Annotated in this window: 15 protein-coding genes and 1 tRNA gene; 11 read left to right on the forward strand and 5 right to left on the reverse strand. The window is 56.4% G+C overall.

Annotated features, from left to right (window positions below; genetic code table 11):
- Positions 1-116: 116 nt before the first annotated feature.
- On the forward strand, positions 117-557 hold the full coding sequence (locus QZ487_RS09190) for an EVE domain-containing protein (protein ID WP_296024523.1): 441 nt from the start codon (positions 117-119) through the stop codon (positions 555-557).
- Here the strand turns inward: QZ487_RS09190 and QZ487_RS09195 are convergent.
- Complete coding sequence (locus QZ487_RS09195; protein WP_285975507.1) at positions 535-2196, reverse strand: thiamine pyrophosphate-binding protein; 1662 nt, start codon at positions 2194-2196, stop codon at positions 535-537. The two genes, QZ487_RS09190 and QZ487_RS09195, sit on opposite strands and share 23 nt — an antisense overlap.
- Before the next feature lie 139 nt (positions 2197-2335).
- Here QZ487_RS09195 and QZ487_RS09200 point away from each other — a divergent pair, with 139 nt between their 5' ends.
- Positions 2336-2527: a hypothetical protein gene (locus tag QZ487_RS09200; RefSeq protein WP_285975506.1), complete on the forward strand. Its 192-nt coding sequence runs from the start codon at positions 2336-2338 to the stop codon at positions 2525-2527.
- On the opposite strand, the gene QZ487_RS09205 is transcribed toward QZ487_RS09200, so the two are convergent.
- Complete coding sequence (locus QZ487_RS09205) at positions 2528-3844, reverse strand: MFS transporter (RefSeq protein WP_285975505.1); 1317 nt, start codon at positions 3842-3844, stop codon at positions 2528-2530.
- Positions 3845-3957: 113 nt separating this feature from the next.
- Here QZ487_RS09205 and pgsA point away from each other — a divergent pair, with 113 nt between their 5' ends.
- Both pgsA and QZ487_RS09215 read left to right on the forward strand, forming a co-directional pair.
- Positions 3958-4551, forward strand: a complete 594-nt coding sequence (gene pgsA / locus QZ487_RS09210; RefSeq protein WP_285975504.1) for a CDP-diacylglycerol--glycerol-3-phosphate 3-phosphatidyltransferase — start codon at positions 3958-3960, stop codon at positions 4549-4551.
- A gap of 76 nt (positions 4552-4627) precedes the next feature.
- Entirely contained in the window at positions 4628-4894 is a 267-nt protein-coding gene (locus QZ487_RS09215; protein WP_285975503.1) for a hypothetical protein, read from the forward strand.
- Here the strand turns inward: QZ487_RS09215 and QZ487_RS09220 are convergent.
- The gene (locus QZ487_RS09220) at positions 4891-5799 is read right to left on the reverse strand and encodes a LysR substrate-binding domain-containing protein (protein ID WP_285975502.1); all 909 of its coding nucleotides are present in this window, start codon (positions 5797-5799) and stop codon (positions 4891-4893) included. The genes QZ487_RS09215 and QZ487_RS09220 overlap by 4 nt on opposite strands.
- Positions 5800-6104: 305 nt before the next feature.
- On the reverse strand, positions 6105-7307 hold the full coding sequence (rnd, locus tag QZ487_RS09225) for a ribonuclease D (protein WP_285975501.1): 1203 nt from the start codon (positions 7305-7307) through the stop codon (positions 6105-6107).
- Positions 7308-7488: 181 nt separating this feature from the next.
- Between rnd and aspS the strand changes: the two genes are divergently transcribed.
- The 7 genes from aspS (at position 7489) to QZ487_RS09260 (ending at position 13760) form a co-directional block, all read left to right on the forward strand.
- Complete coding sequence (gene aspS / locus QZ487_RS09230) at positions 7489-9276, forward strand: aspartate--tRNA ligase (protein ID WP_285975500.1); 1788 nt, start codon at positions 7489-7491, stop codon at positions 9274-9276.
- Positions 9277-9357: 81 nt separating this feature from the next.
- Positions 9358-10350 carry a hypothetical protein gene (locus QZ487_RS09235; RefSeq protein ID WP_285975499.1) on the forward strand — a complete coding sequence of 331 codons (993 nt, stop codon included), beginning with the start codon at positions 9358-9360 and terminating at the stop codon, positions 10348-10350.
- Positions 10351-10469: 119 nt separating this feature from the next.
- Positions 10470-10706 carry an acyl carrier protein gene (locus QZ487_RS09240; RefSeq protein ID WP_285975498.1) on the forward strand — a complete coding sequence of 79 codons (237 nt, stop codon included), beginning with the start codon at positions 10470-10472 and terminating at the stop codon, positions 10704-10706.
- A gap of 142 nt (positions 10707-10848) precedes the next feature.
- Positions 10849-12111, forward strand: coding sequence for a beta-ketoacyl-ACP synthase II (fabF, locus tag QZ487_RS09245; protein WP_296024540.1), 1263 nt, complete (start codon positions 10849-10851; stop codon positions 12109-12111).
- A 1-nt stretch (position 12112) separates the two neighbouring features.
- Positions 12113-13075, forward strand: coding sequence for an endolytic transglycosylase MltG (gene mltG / locus QZ487_RS09250; protein WP_296024542.1), 963 nt, complete (start codon positions 12113-12115; stop codon positions 13073-13075).
- Positions 13076-13096: 21 nt separating this feature from the next.
- On the forward strand, positions 13097-13606 hold the full coding sequence (locus QZ487_RS09255; protein ID WP_285975495.1) for a 2'-5' RNA ligase family protein: 510 nt from the start codon (positions 13097-13099) through the stop codon (positions 13604-13606).
- Between the two features lie 77 nt (positions 13607-13683).
- Positions 13684-13760, forward strand: a tRNA-Met gene (locus QZ487_RS09260).
- A gap of 70 nt (positions 13761-13830) precedes the next feature.
- Here the strand turns inward: QZ487_RS09260 and QZ487_RS09265 are convergent.
- Complete coding sequence (locus QZ487_RS09265; protein WP_285975490.1) at positions 13831-14577, reverse strand: glutaredoxin; 747 nt, start codon at positions 14575-14577, stop codon at positions 13831-13833.
- Between the last annotated feature and the right edge of the window lie 4 nt (positions 14578-14581).

The following is a 14581-nucleotide window of genomic DNA, read 5'->3' on the forward strand; positions in this document are numbered from 1 at the left end:
TCGGGTTAATTGTGACTTCTCATCGCAGCCGGGGTGGAAACCGAAGCGTGGCTTGCGTAGGGCTATCAAAGTTTACCAATCCAGTTTGGAGAAAGAATTTGGCACGCTATTGGCTGATGAAATCGGAACCCTTCAAATACAGTTGGGACGATCTTGTGGCCGAAAAGGAAGGCCTATGGGATGGTGTCCGCAACCATCGCGCAAAGAATAATCTGGCTGCGATGAAAGTTGGCGAGGAAGCCTTTTTCTACCACTCGCGCGAAGGGCTGGAAATTGTAGGCGTTGCGACGATTAGCGTGGAAGGCATCCTCGATCCGACAGATCCAGAAGGCAAATGGGCGGCGGTAAAGATCAAGCCCAAATCGAAGCTCAATCGGCCGGTGACGCTGAAGCAGATCAAGGCCGAGCCCAAACTGGCGGAATGCGAGCTTATCCGACTTGGGCGATTGTCAGTGGCAGAGCTGACCAAGGCAGAGTGGGACACTATCCTTGAGATGGGCGGGGGCCTGTCAGGCGAGGTTCAAAGCCCGCGTGTTACCGCTTGCGAAGCCCGCTAATCGTCGCTCCGCTTGCGGCCAATTGTTCAACGTCAATCTTGCAATGGATCATCCGTAATCCCTTGCGAGTATTCGCTTCAGTAAGAGCTTGCTTGAACTGATCGGTTGTTTCAGCCCGCGCACTCCAAGCCCCGAACGCTGCGCCGAGCGCCGCGAAATCCGGGTTGGCAAGTTCTGTTGCTGAAACGCGTTCGGGGAATTCACGCTCCTGATGCATGCGGATCGTGCCATAGGCACTATTATCTATGACCAACACGATCATGTCGCACCCATGCTGTGCGGCTGTCGCCAATTCCTGACCATTCATCAGAAAGTCACCGTCACCGGCCAACGCAACCACCGTGCGGTCCGGGTGGCGCTGCGCAGCGGCAACGGCAGCAGGGACGCCGTAGCCCATTGCGCCGGCAGTGGGGGCGAGTTGCGTCGGGAAACCCTCATACCGCCAGTAGCGGTGCCACCAGCCTGAGAAGTTACCCGCACCATTGCAGATGATGCTGTCAGACGGCAGGGTTTCGCGCATGAATGCAACCGCTTGCCCCATGTCGAGCGCGAAATCGTTCGGCTGAGGGGTGGCCCAAGCCTCCCATTCTGCGTGAGCTTCAGCGCCTGCGTCGAAAGACAGGATGGAATTGTCTTCCCACAAGGCAGCAGTTTCAGCGAATTCATCCATTGCGCAACAGATCGCGAGATCGGTGCGGTAGACACGGTGCAGTTCTTCGGGGTCTGGATGAATATGCACCAGCAATTGCTCGGCGCGATCAAGCTCCGGGAAAGTGTAACCATCAGTGGTTGCTTCACCAAGCCGCGCACCCACTGCGATCACCAGATCGGCCTGCTTTACGCGCTCAACCAGTTTCGGATTGGGGCCATAGCCCAGATTGCCCGCATAAACCGGCGATGAAGGAGAGATAGCGTCCTGACGCCGAAAAGCAGTCGCGACGGGAAGCCCGTTCCGTTCAGCGAATTGCTGGAAGTGTTCGCGCGCTTTCGGATTCCAGCCCGCACCGCCGATAATCGCAATGGGGCTGGCCGCATCTGCTATCATTGCCATCAGTGTTTGCATCGCATCGGGACAGGCCGCTTGCGGCGGCCGTACGACGAACGGGCGAGGGGATGCGGAGGTCGCATCGTCCAGCATGTCCTCAGGCAGAGCCAATACAACTGGCCCCGGACGCCCCGAGATTGCGGTCGCATAGGCTCGCGAAACAAATTCCGGAATCCGGTCAGCATTGTCGATCCGCGCTGCCCATTTGCAGATCGGGCCGAAGAACGCAGGAAAATCGACTTCCTGAAATCCTTCACGTTCGTGCATGTCGCGCGCCACATCGCCCACAAACATGATCATCGGCTGCGAATCCTGATGCGCAACATGCACCCCAATGCTGGCATTGGTTGCTCCGGGACCGCGCGTTACGAAGGCGATACCGGGGCGGCCGGTCATGGCTCCATCCGCGCAAGCCATGAAACTGACACCGCCTTCTTGCCGGCAAGTGACGACATCAATGTCTTCGCGGCCATGCAGCGCATCGAGCACCTGCAGGAAGCTTTCGCCCGGAACTGTGAAAATACGGTCCGCGCCTTGTTCTGCAAGGCAATCGACCAGCAGTTTTGCTGCGTCAGGTGTTGTGCGTGTTGTCATGGTTCGCCGCTTAGCTTTGGTACGCTCAAGAGGCAATCATCCACAGCTCAGCATGAACACACATGCTTAATGTCCCGCTCTGCGACAGTCAGGATTTCTGCCGCGCACGATGGTTAGTATCGGGTTAAGACTCTGATCCATGAAGAGAGCATTGGTCCTGACCGACGAGCAAGCGCGCCACCCGTTCCGGGCAAGCCTGCCTGCTCATGTACGCAGCAATGAATATGAGGCTCCGGCTGACGTCTTGTGGAAGCTGACCTGCGATGATGTGCGCGGCTTTGCAACTGTATATTTCTCTGTCTTTGCAGCAGTATTGGTCTTTGTCGCCTGATCAGGCAGGGCTTTGCCCTTCGTCCAGCTCTGCCTGGTGCAAACGGTGGCCCAGCCACGCCGAAACCAGACACATTCCCGCGCTGAGCAGCAATTGCTCCACCACAGGCACGCCGATTGCGCTAAGCGCCATCGCAACGAGCGACCCTGCAACCATGGATCCGGAGTTGACGATATTGTTCGCAGCGATGGTGCGTGCGGCTTGATCCGGCGCGCAGCGCGTCGTCAGGAACGCATAGAGCGGCACCACAAACATGCCGCCTGCGATTGCGATGCCTATCAAGGTGAGCATGATCAAACTTGCCAGCGGCCAGGCTAAGAACTCGGTCACACCCATAATCTCGGTTATTTCGTAGGATTGCCATAAGCGGCACACGAAATAGAACGCGACGACAAATGCGCCCATTATGACCACGGAGATTGGTGAGTAGCGGGCCGACACCTCGCCCTTCAGCAGCGCGTTGATCGAAACCGAACCGATCGCAATTCCGACAGAGAAGATCACGAGAAACAGGCTCGCGACCTCTTTGCTTGCCATCAATGTATTCTTGGCGAGCGGAGGAAACTGGATGAACAGCACTGCGCCGATCGTCCAGAAGAAGCTGATCGCGATGATTGCGTAAAAGATCTGCCGGTCCAGCATTACATTGCGGATCAGGTTGATCGATGCACGGATGATGTGTCGGTCAAGCTTTTCCACCTTGCCTTGCGCCGGTGCGTCCGGGATCGAACGGCTGGTGAGATAGCCAAGCACGGAGGTCAGAATGATACCGCCAGCGGCCCATTCAACCGGAATCCAGCCTGCCAAAATCGTGCCCGCCAAAATCGCGATATATGTGCCAGCCTCCACCAGACCTGTCCCGGCCAACACTTCATCCTTTTTCAGATGCTGTGGCAGGATTGCGTATTTGATCGGGCCAAGGAAGGTGGATTGCACTCCTGTCAAAAGCAGAGCGAGCAACATCAGCGGGATAGCGACTGTGTCGACAGCGATCCCTTTCCACGCCAGATAAAGCCCGGATGCGCCGATGATCATCAACCCGATTTCGCACATTTTGACTGTGCGGATGATCTTTGCCTTGTCGCGCATGTCAGCCAGCTGCCCCGCTAGCGCGGACAGAAGAAAGAATGGCAGGATGAACAGAAATGACGCGACGCCGCTGAAAATACCTTCCGCGCTCTCGTCATTATAGACGGTATAGACCACGAACAGGACCATCGCGGTCTTGTAGAGATTGTCATTGAACGCGTTGAACAGCTGTGTGCAAAACAGCGGCAGAAAACGGCTGCGACGCAGCAAATGGGTTGAAGTAGTCAAATCATCTGCCCTGTAGCTGCTCCCTATTGCGGACCCTAGGGGTGGGCGTAGCCGTGAACAAGCCTGAAACTCCGGCTTTTTCCCAACGCACCTTCGCGCTAGGGGTGAAATCGATGCTTACTTTGCCGAACATCCTCACACTCTCGCGCATCTGTGCCGTGCCGCTATTGGCCTTTCTTTTGTGGTGGCCGGGTTGGGAGCTCGGCTATTTGCTGGCATTCGGCCTTTACAGCCTGATGGGGATTACGGACTATTTCGACGGCTACCTCGCGCGATCAAGCGGTACGGTGTCCAAGCTGGGCGTCTTTCTCGATCCGATTGCGGACAAGATTATGGTCGCGTCTGTCATTCTCGTGCTGACAGCAAAGGGCATTTTGACCGGACCATATGTGGGCGATCTGCATGTAATCGCTGGATTGATCATTCTCGTTCGTGAGATCACGGTCTCGGGCCTGCGCGAATTTCTTGGTGGTCTGCAAGTCTCCGTTCCCGTCACGAAGCTCGCCAAGTGGAAGACGACATTCCAGATAATTGGGTTGGGCGCGCTGATATTGGGGCAGGGGCTGCCGCAATGGAATGTGATGATTGTCGATGTGCTGGCGAATGTTCCGCATACGGTCGGGCTGATCACACTATGGGCTGCAGCCATTCTAACAGTGATGACCGGCTGGGACTATCTGAGGGTTGGCCTTAAACATATGGATTGATGTGAATTGAGGCGGCGCGTGCATTGGTGAATGCCGCGTCAACCTATTCTCAATATTTGGGGCCTAGTCAGGCCTCATGAGCGCAACGCTTTCAACCCTGCTCGCGGCATTTCTGAAGGTCGGCTGGATTGCCTTGATCTTCAATGAGGTGCGTGGAGCAATCCTGGCTGTGCCGGTGCTTTACGACATGTATCAGGCGGGCGGTTCGTGGATGGCGATCTGGGTTGGTTTCTGTTCGCTCGTCGGTATCGCCTTGTCAGTGGAGCTACCGCTGATCGCAGCGAGAAAGATTCAGAAGTTCGCGGACGAGAAGCTGCTCAAACCGGTTCCGGTGAACGCCTAACCCGCTCTCAGTTCCTCTGCCAACAACTCGAATTCCTCCGCACGGGGGCTATTCTTGCGCCAGATCAGCGCAATCTCCCGCTTGGCGCTCTTGTTCTTGAGCGGCCGCGCAACAACATCTGTTCCTCCCAAAATACCGGCATCCAGAGCCATCTCTGGCAGCATCGTTAGCCCCAGATCATTGTTCACCATCTGCACCAGCGTGTGCAGTGACGTGCCGATCATCGTGGCCGATGCGCGCAATTCAGGCCGATTGCAGGCGGCCAGCGCGTGTTCCTTTAGACAGTGACCATCCTCCAGCAACAGCAAGCGCCCTCCGGATGTCATGGTGTCAATCATACTCGCTGATACTGTCTCCGGCGGGTCTCTTGGATCATCCTTTGGGAACGCCACGAACAGGCGATCATCGGCAATATGCGCCATCTCCACCTCGCCGGTCGCGAAAGGCAAAGCCAGCAGCACGCAATCAACCCTGCCGTGATGCAGCGATTCGACAGCGTCCTGGCTCGTTTCTTCGCGCAGCAGAAGTTTTAGCTCAGGGCGTTCGCTGCGCAGGCGCGGCAGGATCTTTGGCAGCATGAAGGGCGCGATTGTGGGGATCACGCTCATCCGGATGGTCCCCGTCAACGGCTTTCCCGATGCCTGCACCAGATCGGACAATTCCTCTGCTTCGCGCAGCAGCCTGTGTGCCTTGGCCACCACCTGCTCTCCCAAAGCAGTAAAACGCACCACCCGGCGACTGCGCTCGACCAGCGTTACCCCAAGCAAGGATTCCAGCTCGCGCAATCCGGCCGACAAGGTTGATTGAGATACGAAACAGCTTTCCGCCGCGCGCCCGAAATGCCCGTGCTCGTGCAGCGCGACCAGATATTGCAGCTGCTTGATGGTGGGGAGGTAAGTTGACATCGCTAAGCCCTTAGCCCGCCGCCGCACGGTCGCAAAGCCCTACAGGATGGAACACATGGAACACTGTCCAAGGGCGGAAAACGCCATTGTGTGAATGCGCGGGTGCTGAGTGTGACCCTGTGGCGGGTGCGGAGAGGAATTGGCGGGCGGGCATGACACGGTGTCTAGCCCTCAATGCAGCAAGTAGGAAAACAAACCAGTACCTTATTCAGCCCCGCATCCGCGCTGATAAACGGTGTTGATCAATGACCGCAATTGGGCTGGAAAGCCCGGCCTCTGCTGGCAATGATAATTGAGGTGCGCCCTCACTCAGCCGCGAGCGATTCTTCCATCGCTGCTTGCATATCGTCGATATGCGTCATGGTGAGTTTGCCGTCCTTCACGGCGAAAGCGAGCTTACCTTCCACCAGTTCGAGAGCGTCACGGCCGAAAACGTCATATCGCCACCCATTCAATACAGGCAGTTCGCGGATTCCAGCGGCCAGCGCCTCCATCTCGTCAGCTTTTGTCAGCAATCGCGCCGCGACATCAATTTCTCGCGCGCGAATCTTGAGCAGCAGCTTGAGCAAATCGGCAACCAGGGCTCCCTCTTTGCCAAGCGGCGCGCCGCGCTTCATCTTCTCGGGCATTTCGTCTTTGTCGAGCGGTCCGGCCTTCTCGATCACCTTCATCAATCGCTTGCCGATGTCGTTTTCCCGCCATGCCGCCGACAGCCCGCGAACCTTCGCAAGGTCTTTCTGCTGCTTGGGTGGATGGCTTGCGATGTCTGCCAGTGTTTCGTCGCGCATGATGCGACCGCGCGGGATGTTCTTGTGTTGCGCTTCGCTTTCGCGCCATGCGGCAAGCGCTTTCAACCGCCCGAGCACCTGCGGATTGCGGCCTTGCGAACGAATCCGGCGCCATGCCAGGTCGGGGTCTGTGACGTAGTTGGAAACCTCCGCGAGCTTTTCCATTTCCGCGTCGAGCCACGCGCCGCGACCTGTTTTCACAAGTTTCTTCAGAATCTCGGGGAAGATTTCCGAGAGATGTGTGACATCCCCGATCGCGTACTCGATCTGACGGTCGGTCAGCGGGCGGCGGCTCCAGTCGGTAAAGCGCGCGCCCTTATCAATCGTAATGCTGAGCCAGCTTTCGACCAGATTGGCATAGCCGATTTGTTCGCTCTGACTGATCGCCATCATAGCGATTTGAGTGTCGAATATGGGATGCGGGGTCTTGCCGGTCAGATTGACGATAATCTCGACATCCTGCCCGCCGGCATGGAAGACTTTCAGAACGTCCTCATTCTCGGTTAGCAGATCCAGCAGCGGCTGCAAGTCGATGCCATCGGCCAAGGGATCGATCGCAGCGGCCTCTTTGTCATTCGCGATCTGGACCAGGCAAAGCTCTGGCCAATAGGTGTTCTCGCGCATGAATTCGGTATCGACGGTAACAAATTCGGATTTGGAAAGACGCTCGCATAAGTCTGCCAAAGCGTCGGTTGTGGTAATCAGATCATGTATTTTCATGCATCATTTCTTTTCGTTGAGCGGAGTACCGCTCTCGGACACTTAGTCCAGTTAGTGAGGTCAGCCTTGACAAAAGCACCCTCATCCCCTGTTAGCGCGCGCTTGAAACCGCTAGAGGTCATCGTGCTTATTCTTTGCGCGCGCCCTTAGCCGCATACACCCGAACAGGACAAGATTTTAGATGCACGCCTATCGTACCCACAACTGCGCACAGCTTTCCGCGGAAAATGTTGGCGATTCAGTCCGTTTATCGGGCTGGATCCACCGTAAACGCGATCATGGCGGGGTTTTGTTTATCGACCTGCGCGATCATTACGGCATGACGCAGATCGTAGCGGACGAAGATTCGCCTGCACTTTCGGTGCTTGAAAAGCTTCGTCTCGAATCGGTTGTGACGATCGACGGCGAGGTGAAGGCCCGTACTCCAGAGACGGTCAATAAAGACCTGCCTACCGGAGCGATTGAAGTGTTTGCGCGTTCGATCACCGTGCAGAGCGCATCTGAAGAATTGCCTATGCCGGTAGCCGGCGAGCAGGAATATCCGGAAGACGTCCGCCTGAAATACCGTTTCCTCGATCTGCGCCGTGAAACGCTGCACACAAACCTGATGAAACGCACACGGATTGTGGCTGACCTGCGCCAGCGGATGAACGCGATCGGCTTTAATGAATTTTCGACTCCAATCCTGACCGCATCTTCGCCAGAGGGCGCGCGTGACTTCCTGGTGCCCAGCCGAATCCACGCGGGCAAATTCTACGCGCTGCCCCAGGCGCCGCAGATCTACAAGCAGCTGCTGATGGTCTCTGGCTTCGACCGCTATTTCCAAATCGCACCGTGTTTCCGCGATGAAGATCCGCGTGCTGACCGCCTGCCGGGCGAATTCTACCAGCTCGATCTGGAAATGAGCTTCGTCACTCAGGAAGAGGTGTGGGATACTATGGAGCCGGTGATCGCTGGCACATTCGAAACTTTCGCTGAAGGCAAGCATGTGACGCCAGCAGGCGAATTTCCGCGCATTCCTTATGCCGAAGCGATGATCAAATACGGCACGGACAAGCCCGATTTGCGCAATCCGCTGATCATCAGCGATGTGACCAGCCACTTCGAAAAGTCCGGCTTTGGCCTGTTCGAAAAGATCGTGGGCGGCGGTGGCCGCGTCCGTGTGATCCCTGCGCCGAACACGCATGAGAAGAGCCGCAAGTTCTTCGACGATATGAACGATTGGGCACGCAAGGAAGGCTTTGCCGGCTTGGGCTATGTAACGCGCAAGGGCGGCGAATTTGGTGGGCCGATTGCCAAGAACCACGGGCCTGAGCGCATGGCCGAGCTCTATGCAGAGCTGGGTCTGGGTGAAAATGACGGTCTGTTCTTCGCTGCTAGCAAGGAAGCCGATGCGGCTAAACTGGCCGGGGCAGCGCGTACCCGCGTTGGTGAAATTCTTGAGCTGATCGACACAAATCGTTTTGCATTCGCATGGATCGTCGATTTCCCGTTCTACGAATATGACGAAGACGAGAAGAAGGTCGATTTCAGCCACAACCCGTTCTCTATGCCGCAAGGCGGGATGGAAGCGCTCGAAACGCAGGACCCGCTGACCATCAAGGCTTACCAGTATGATCTGGTCTGCAACGGCTTTGAACTCGCATCGGGCTCTATCCGTAACCACAAGCCTGAAACCATGGTGAAGGCGTTTGAATTGGTTGGCCTTTCACAGGCAGACGTCGAGCGCGATTTTGGCGGTATGTACCGCGCGTTCCAGTATGGCGCGCCGCCGCATGGCGGGATGGCTGCGGGCGTCGATCGGATCGTGATGCTGCTTTGCGGCGCGCAGAATTTGCGCGAGATCACGCTGTTCCCGATGAACCAGAAGGCGGAAGACCTGCTGATGGGTGCGCCAAGCCCCGCAGAACCGAAGTCGCTGCGTGAATTGCATTTGCGTGTGATTGAGCCGCCCAAGGAACAGAAATAAGCGACCCACAGCCCATTTGTTCAGCTTAGGTTGTATTTATCTGAATAAAATCACCTCTTCGACCTTCTAAGGGGAAGAGTGATGGCGTTTTCGAAATGGGTTCTCTCGCTGGTGGCGGCCTGTGCTGTGTCAAGCGGCGCAGTGCGGGCAGAGCAGCTGGCCGTTGAGGGCGTGTATGCAGCGCGAACTGATGGCGGGCGTGGCGTGACGGAGATATCCATCGAGCCAATTCGCGGCCGTGAAGGTATCGCATTGGAAAACGCGCTTGCGGATCAACTTGGCTCGGCGCGAATCTATGGCGAGCAATACTTTCGCATTGTGCCTTCGTCTTTCGACAATGAAGGATCACAACCCGGCCATGCAGAGCTGCGCGGCTTTGCCAATTCACGCGTTTACGACGCTTCGGATGGAGAGATTGAGCGCACCCGCTGTCTGCGCAAGATCAAACATGAAGACGGCGAGAAAGAGTGCGTCGAAAGCGTCAAGGCCGTCTATGAGTGCCGACGCCTACACGTCGAGTTCCGGCCTGATGTAGCACTGTTCTCAGATGAGGGCGCGCTTTATCAGCGTCAGGATAGCTTCGTAAATTCAGAACGTTACTGCGCGGATAGCTCCTATATCCCATCAGCCGAAGCGATAATCAAACCGATGATATCGCGCTTTGCGCGGGCAGTGCGACTGGACCTGGCGCCGAAGCAGCGTTTTGACCGGATTCGCATCCTGGAAAGCCGCAGCGGGCTGGAGAGGAGTGACCGCCGAGCTTTCAAGAATGCCATCAAGCTGACCAAGACCGATCCGGTCGGCGCATGCATCGCGTTTGAAGATATCCTCTCTCGCAATCCATACCAGCGTTCCGCGCTCTACAATGCTGCTCTTTGCCGCGAGGCGGACGGCCAGCTGGAACTCGCCGCTGAAGCGTATGGTCAATTGATGCTTGCATCCGACAAAGACCGTTTTCGCAACGGGATGGCACGTGTGGACAGTCGGTTTCTGGCGCGCGAACAATTGGCATCGCTAAGTCTGCCAGCGGTTGCGCTAGCCTCTGCAAGCCCGCAAGATGCGTCAATTGAATAGCTATGCCTGTTTGACAGATCGGCCTAGTCCCACCATCTATTGCGAACAGCCCTTGCGCTATTCAGCGCCGTTCATTAGGGCGAAAGCCAATTCTAAACCCCATAAGCAGAGGGATCACTATGAGCGATACTGCCGACCGCGTGCAGAAAATTGTTGTCGAGCATCTTGGCGTCGAAGGCGACAAGGTTACTCAGGAAGCCAGCTTCATTGACGATCTGGGCGCAGACAGCCTGGACATCGTTGAACTGGTTATGGCGTTCGAAGAAGAATTCGGCGTTGAAATCCCTGACGACGCTGCTGAGAAAATCAGCACCGTTGGTGACGCAACCAAATTCATCGAAGACAACAAGGGCTAAGGCCTTTTCGTCTTTGCCCCGCCACGGCGCGGCTTTGGCCACGTTTTAGCGGGTTATTGACAGGCTCGGCCCCCTAGGGGTTGAGCCTGTTGCTATCTGGTCTACTGAATTGTCAGCGTTTCGCTGAAGTACGGAGAATTCGATGCGTCGTGTCGTCGTTACCGGTCTTGGCCTCGTTACCCCATTGGGCGGCGATGTGCAGACCAGCTGGAGCAATCTCATCGCTGGCAAGAGCGGGGCGGGGCCGATTACGCGTTTCGATGCGTCTGACCAGAAGTGCCAGATCGCCTGCGAAGTGAAGCCGGCGGATCATCCGGACGGTTTCGATCCGAACAAACGCGTTGATCACAAGGTCCAGCGTCAGGTTGATCCTTTCATCGTTTATGGGATCGATGCAGCAGGACAGGCGCTGGAAGATGCAGGCCTGACCGAGATGGATGACGATCTCAAGATGCGCACCGGCTGCTCGATCGGTTCAGGCATCGGTGGATTGCCGGGTATTGAAAGCGAATCGATCGTCCTGAAAGAACGCGGCCCAGGCCGTGTGAGCCCGCACTTTGTCCATGGACGCTTGATCAACCTGATCAGCGGGCAGGTTTCGATCAAATACGGGCTGATGGGCCCGAACCACGCGGTGGTGACCGCCTGTTCAACCGGCGCTCACTCGATTGGCGACGCAGCCCGCATGATCAAAGATGGCGATGCCGATATTATGCTGGCCGGCGGCGCGGAAAGCACGATCAATCCGCTGGGTGTTGCAGGCTTTGCGCAAGCACGCGCACTCAACATGAGCATGAATGACCGCCCAACCGAGGCGAGCCGCCCATACGATAAGGATCGCGATGGGTTTGTGATGGGCGAAGGCGCGGGTGTGGTTGTGCTCGAAGAGTATGAACACGCCAAGGCGCGCGGCGCGAAGATCTACGCCGAAGTGGTTGGCTATGGCCTTTCGGGTGATGCCTATCACGTCACAGCACCGCACCCAGAGGGCAAGGGCGCGCAACTCGCGATGGAAATGGCATTGCGCAAGGCTGGCCTGACCCCGGCAGACATCGATTACGTCAATGCGCATGGCACATCGACCATGGCCGATACGATTGAGTTGGGCGCGGTGAAACGCGTATTGGGCGATGATCTGGGCGGAGCATCGATGAGCTCGACCAAGTCGGCCATCGGTCACCTGCTGGGCGGTGCAGGCGCTGTTGAAGCGGTATTCTGTATCCTTGCGATCCGCGACCAGATTGTGCCACCGACGCTCAATCTGGACAATCCGGATGAAGGCACCGAAGGTGCAGACTTGGTCCCGCATCAAGCGAAAAAGCGTCAGGTGCGTGCAGCGCTGAATAACAGCTTCGGCTTTGGCGGTACTAACGCGTCGCTGATTATGAAGCAGGTAGAGGACTGACGTGAAAAAGCTCGGCTGCCTTGTTGCGGCCCTGATGGCGCTTTTGATCGCAGGATGGCTCGTCATCGGTTCTGTCATGGGCGAAGCGACCATTGAAGAAGACACGGTGTTTGCGATTCCGGCTGGATCCTCGCTGACTGCGGTCGCGAACAGGATGGAGGAGCAAGGCTTGATCAGCTCATCTGATGGTTTCTTGTTGAATGCCAAACTGTTTGGTGGCGGCGACGCAATCCAGGCAGGTGAATTCGAACTTACCGCTGATATGAGTCAGGCGGACATCCTCGGCGCGTTCCAGAACGGCGATGTGATCCGGCGCTTCATCACAATTCCGGAAGGCATGCCCTCGATCATGGTGTTCGAGCGGTTGATGGCGCACGAACTTCTGAGCGGAGAGATTGAAATCCCGCCTGAGGGATCGGTGCTGCCCGACACTTATGATTTCGAGCGCGGCGAAGCGCGTTCGGCCGTGCTGGCACGGATGCAAAGCGCAATGACTGACTATCTCGACCAGGCGTGGGAAGAGCGCAGCGCCGATGCCGCAGTTACATCGAAAGCTGAAGCGGTGATCCTTGCCTCGATCATCGAGAAGGAAACGCAGGCGAAAGATGAACTCGGCAAGGTATCGGGCGTTATGTCCAATCGTATTCGGATCGGCATGCAATTGGGCGCTGATGCGACGACGATCTATCCGATTACCAAAGGAAAACCGCTGGGCCGCATGATTCGGGTATCCGAGCTGCGCGATCCCAATCCTTACAACACGCGGGCGATTTTCGGCCTTCCAATTGGCCCCATCACCAATCCGAGCCGGGCTGCAATCAAGGCCGCGCTCAATCCCGAAGAAACGAGTGCGCTGTTTTATGTGGCAGATGGCAGCGGCGGTCACGTTTTTGCGGACACATTGGAAGAGCATAATCGCAACGTGGCCAAATGGCGGCGCTTTCGCGAAGAGAACGGGATCTAGGGTGCGCTAGGCGCAAGGTTTATGTCGCAACCTTTCATTGTCACCGCCGCCTTGCCGCAAGATATTCAAAGCTGGGCTGAGGGCCTGCGCCGCGCGCACTATCCCGCACATCGCAACAAGCTCCATGCCCATGTCACCATGTTTCACTCGTTCGCGCCGTCCCTGTTCGAAGAACTGAAGGATTTTCTATCTCGAGTTGCGGCGGAGTTTGCGCCACCCCTTGGCCGCGTGACCGGCGTAATGGATCTGGGGAAGGGGACTGCGATCGCTCTCCAGAGCGAGGAATTGCTGGAAATCCGTGCATTCATTGCTGAGCATTTCCATGGCGCGCTGACTGCTCAGGATCTGTATGAACCACGGCCGCATATCACGATCCAGAACAAGGTCAGCAAGGAAGAAGCGCGGGCTCTTCAAGCCGAATTGAAGGCGCAGATCGAGCCGCGCAGCTTCCACTTTCCCGCGATTGAGATGCACATCTATCGTGGCGGTCCATGGGATGCAGTCAAACGCTGCGCATTTCGCGGGCAATAGCGGTTGACCAAGGGCGACACGCGCCCTAAATGCGCCGCCTGCCGAGCGGTTGATTTCGTTTCCGGCATGCCTTTCGGGGCGGAGTAGCTCAGGTGGTTAGAGCAGTGGAATCATAATCCACGTGTCGGGGGTTCGAGTCCCTCCTCCGCTACCATTTTTTTGTTTAATATCAATAGCTTAAGACGAATTTGACTGGTTGTCAACATCTGTCAATGAACGCATTTCTACAGGTTCATTTTCACGATCATCCAAATAGCCATGCCCATCATCATTAAATTCTCAGTGAGCGATATAAAGCCAAGGGGCACATTGCTATCCCCGCCGACACAGGCGCATTTGAGTTCGCGCTTGTCGATGTAAACAGCCTTGAAGACCGAGACCGCTCCTACCGTTCCGATGAAAAGCGCGACCGGAATCGAGATGAATGGCAAAATTCCGCCAATCATCAGTAATCCTGCCAAGCCTTCGCCATAGGGATAGACGTAGCCATAGGGCACCCACTTCTTTGCCAGCAGGTCGTAATTGAGAAACATGGTCGAAAAGCTCTCGACATCGCGCAGCTTGAGATAGGCAAGTCCGCACATGGAGAATGCGATAAACCACTCGAAGGTGCGCAGCGTTATCCACTCACCTTCGGCAACGAAGGCTGCCATTAGCGCCATCAGGAAAGTCATCGCAAATAGCGCGATAACAGGGCGATAGGTCGTCTCGTCTTCGCCCTTTGGCTCTTCTCCAAAATGCGCACGCAAATCGTCATAACCACCGATACGCTTGCCATCGATGAAAGTTTGCGGAGTGGTCTTAACCCCATGCTTTTCCTTGAAGGCGTCGGTTTCTTCGCGCGTAGTCAAGTGGTGATCCTCGACCTCAAATCCCTGCTTTTTGAGCAGGTGTTTTGATTTAAGGCCGTAGGGGCAGACATGCTTTTCCATGACCATCCGATAGAGCTTTGCTGTTTTGGTCTGTGCCATGTCC

It is taken from the genome of uncultured Altererythrobacter sp. (assembly GCF_913057185.1).
GTDB lineage: Bacteria > Pseudomonadota > Alphaproteobacteria > Sphingomonadales > Sphingomonadaceae > Erythrobacter > Erythrobacter rubellus.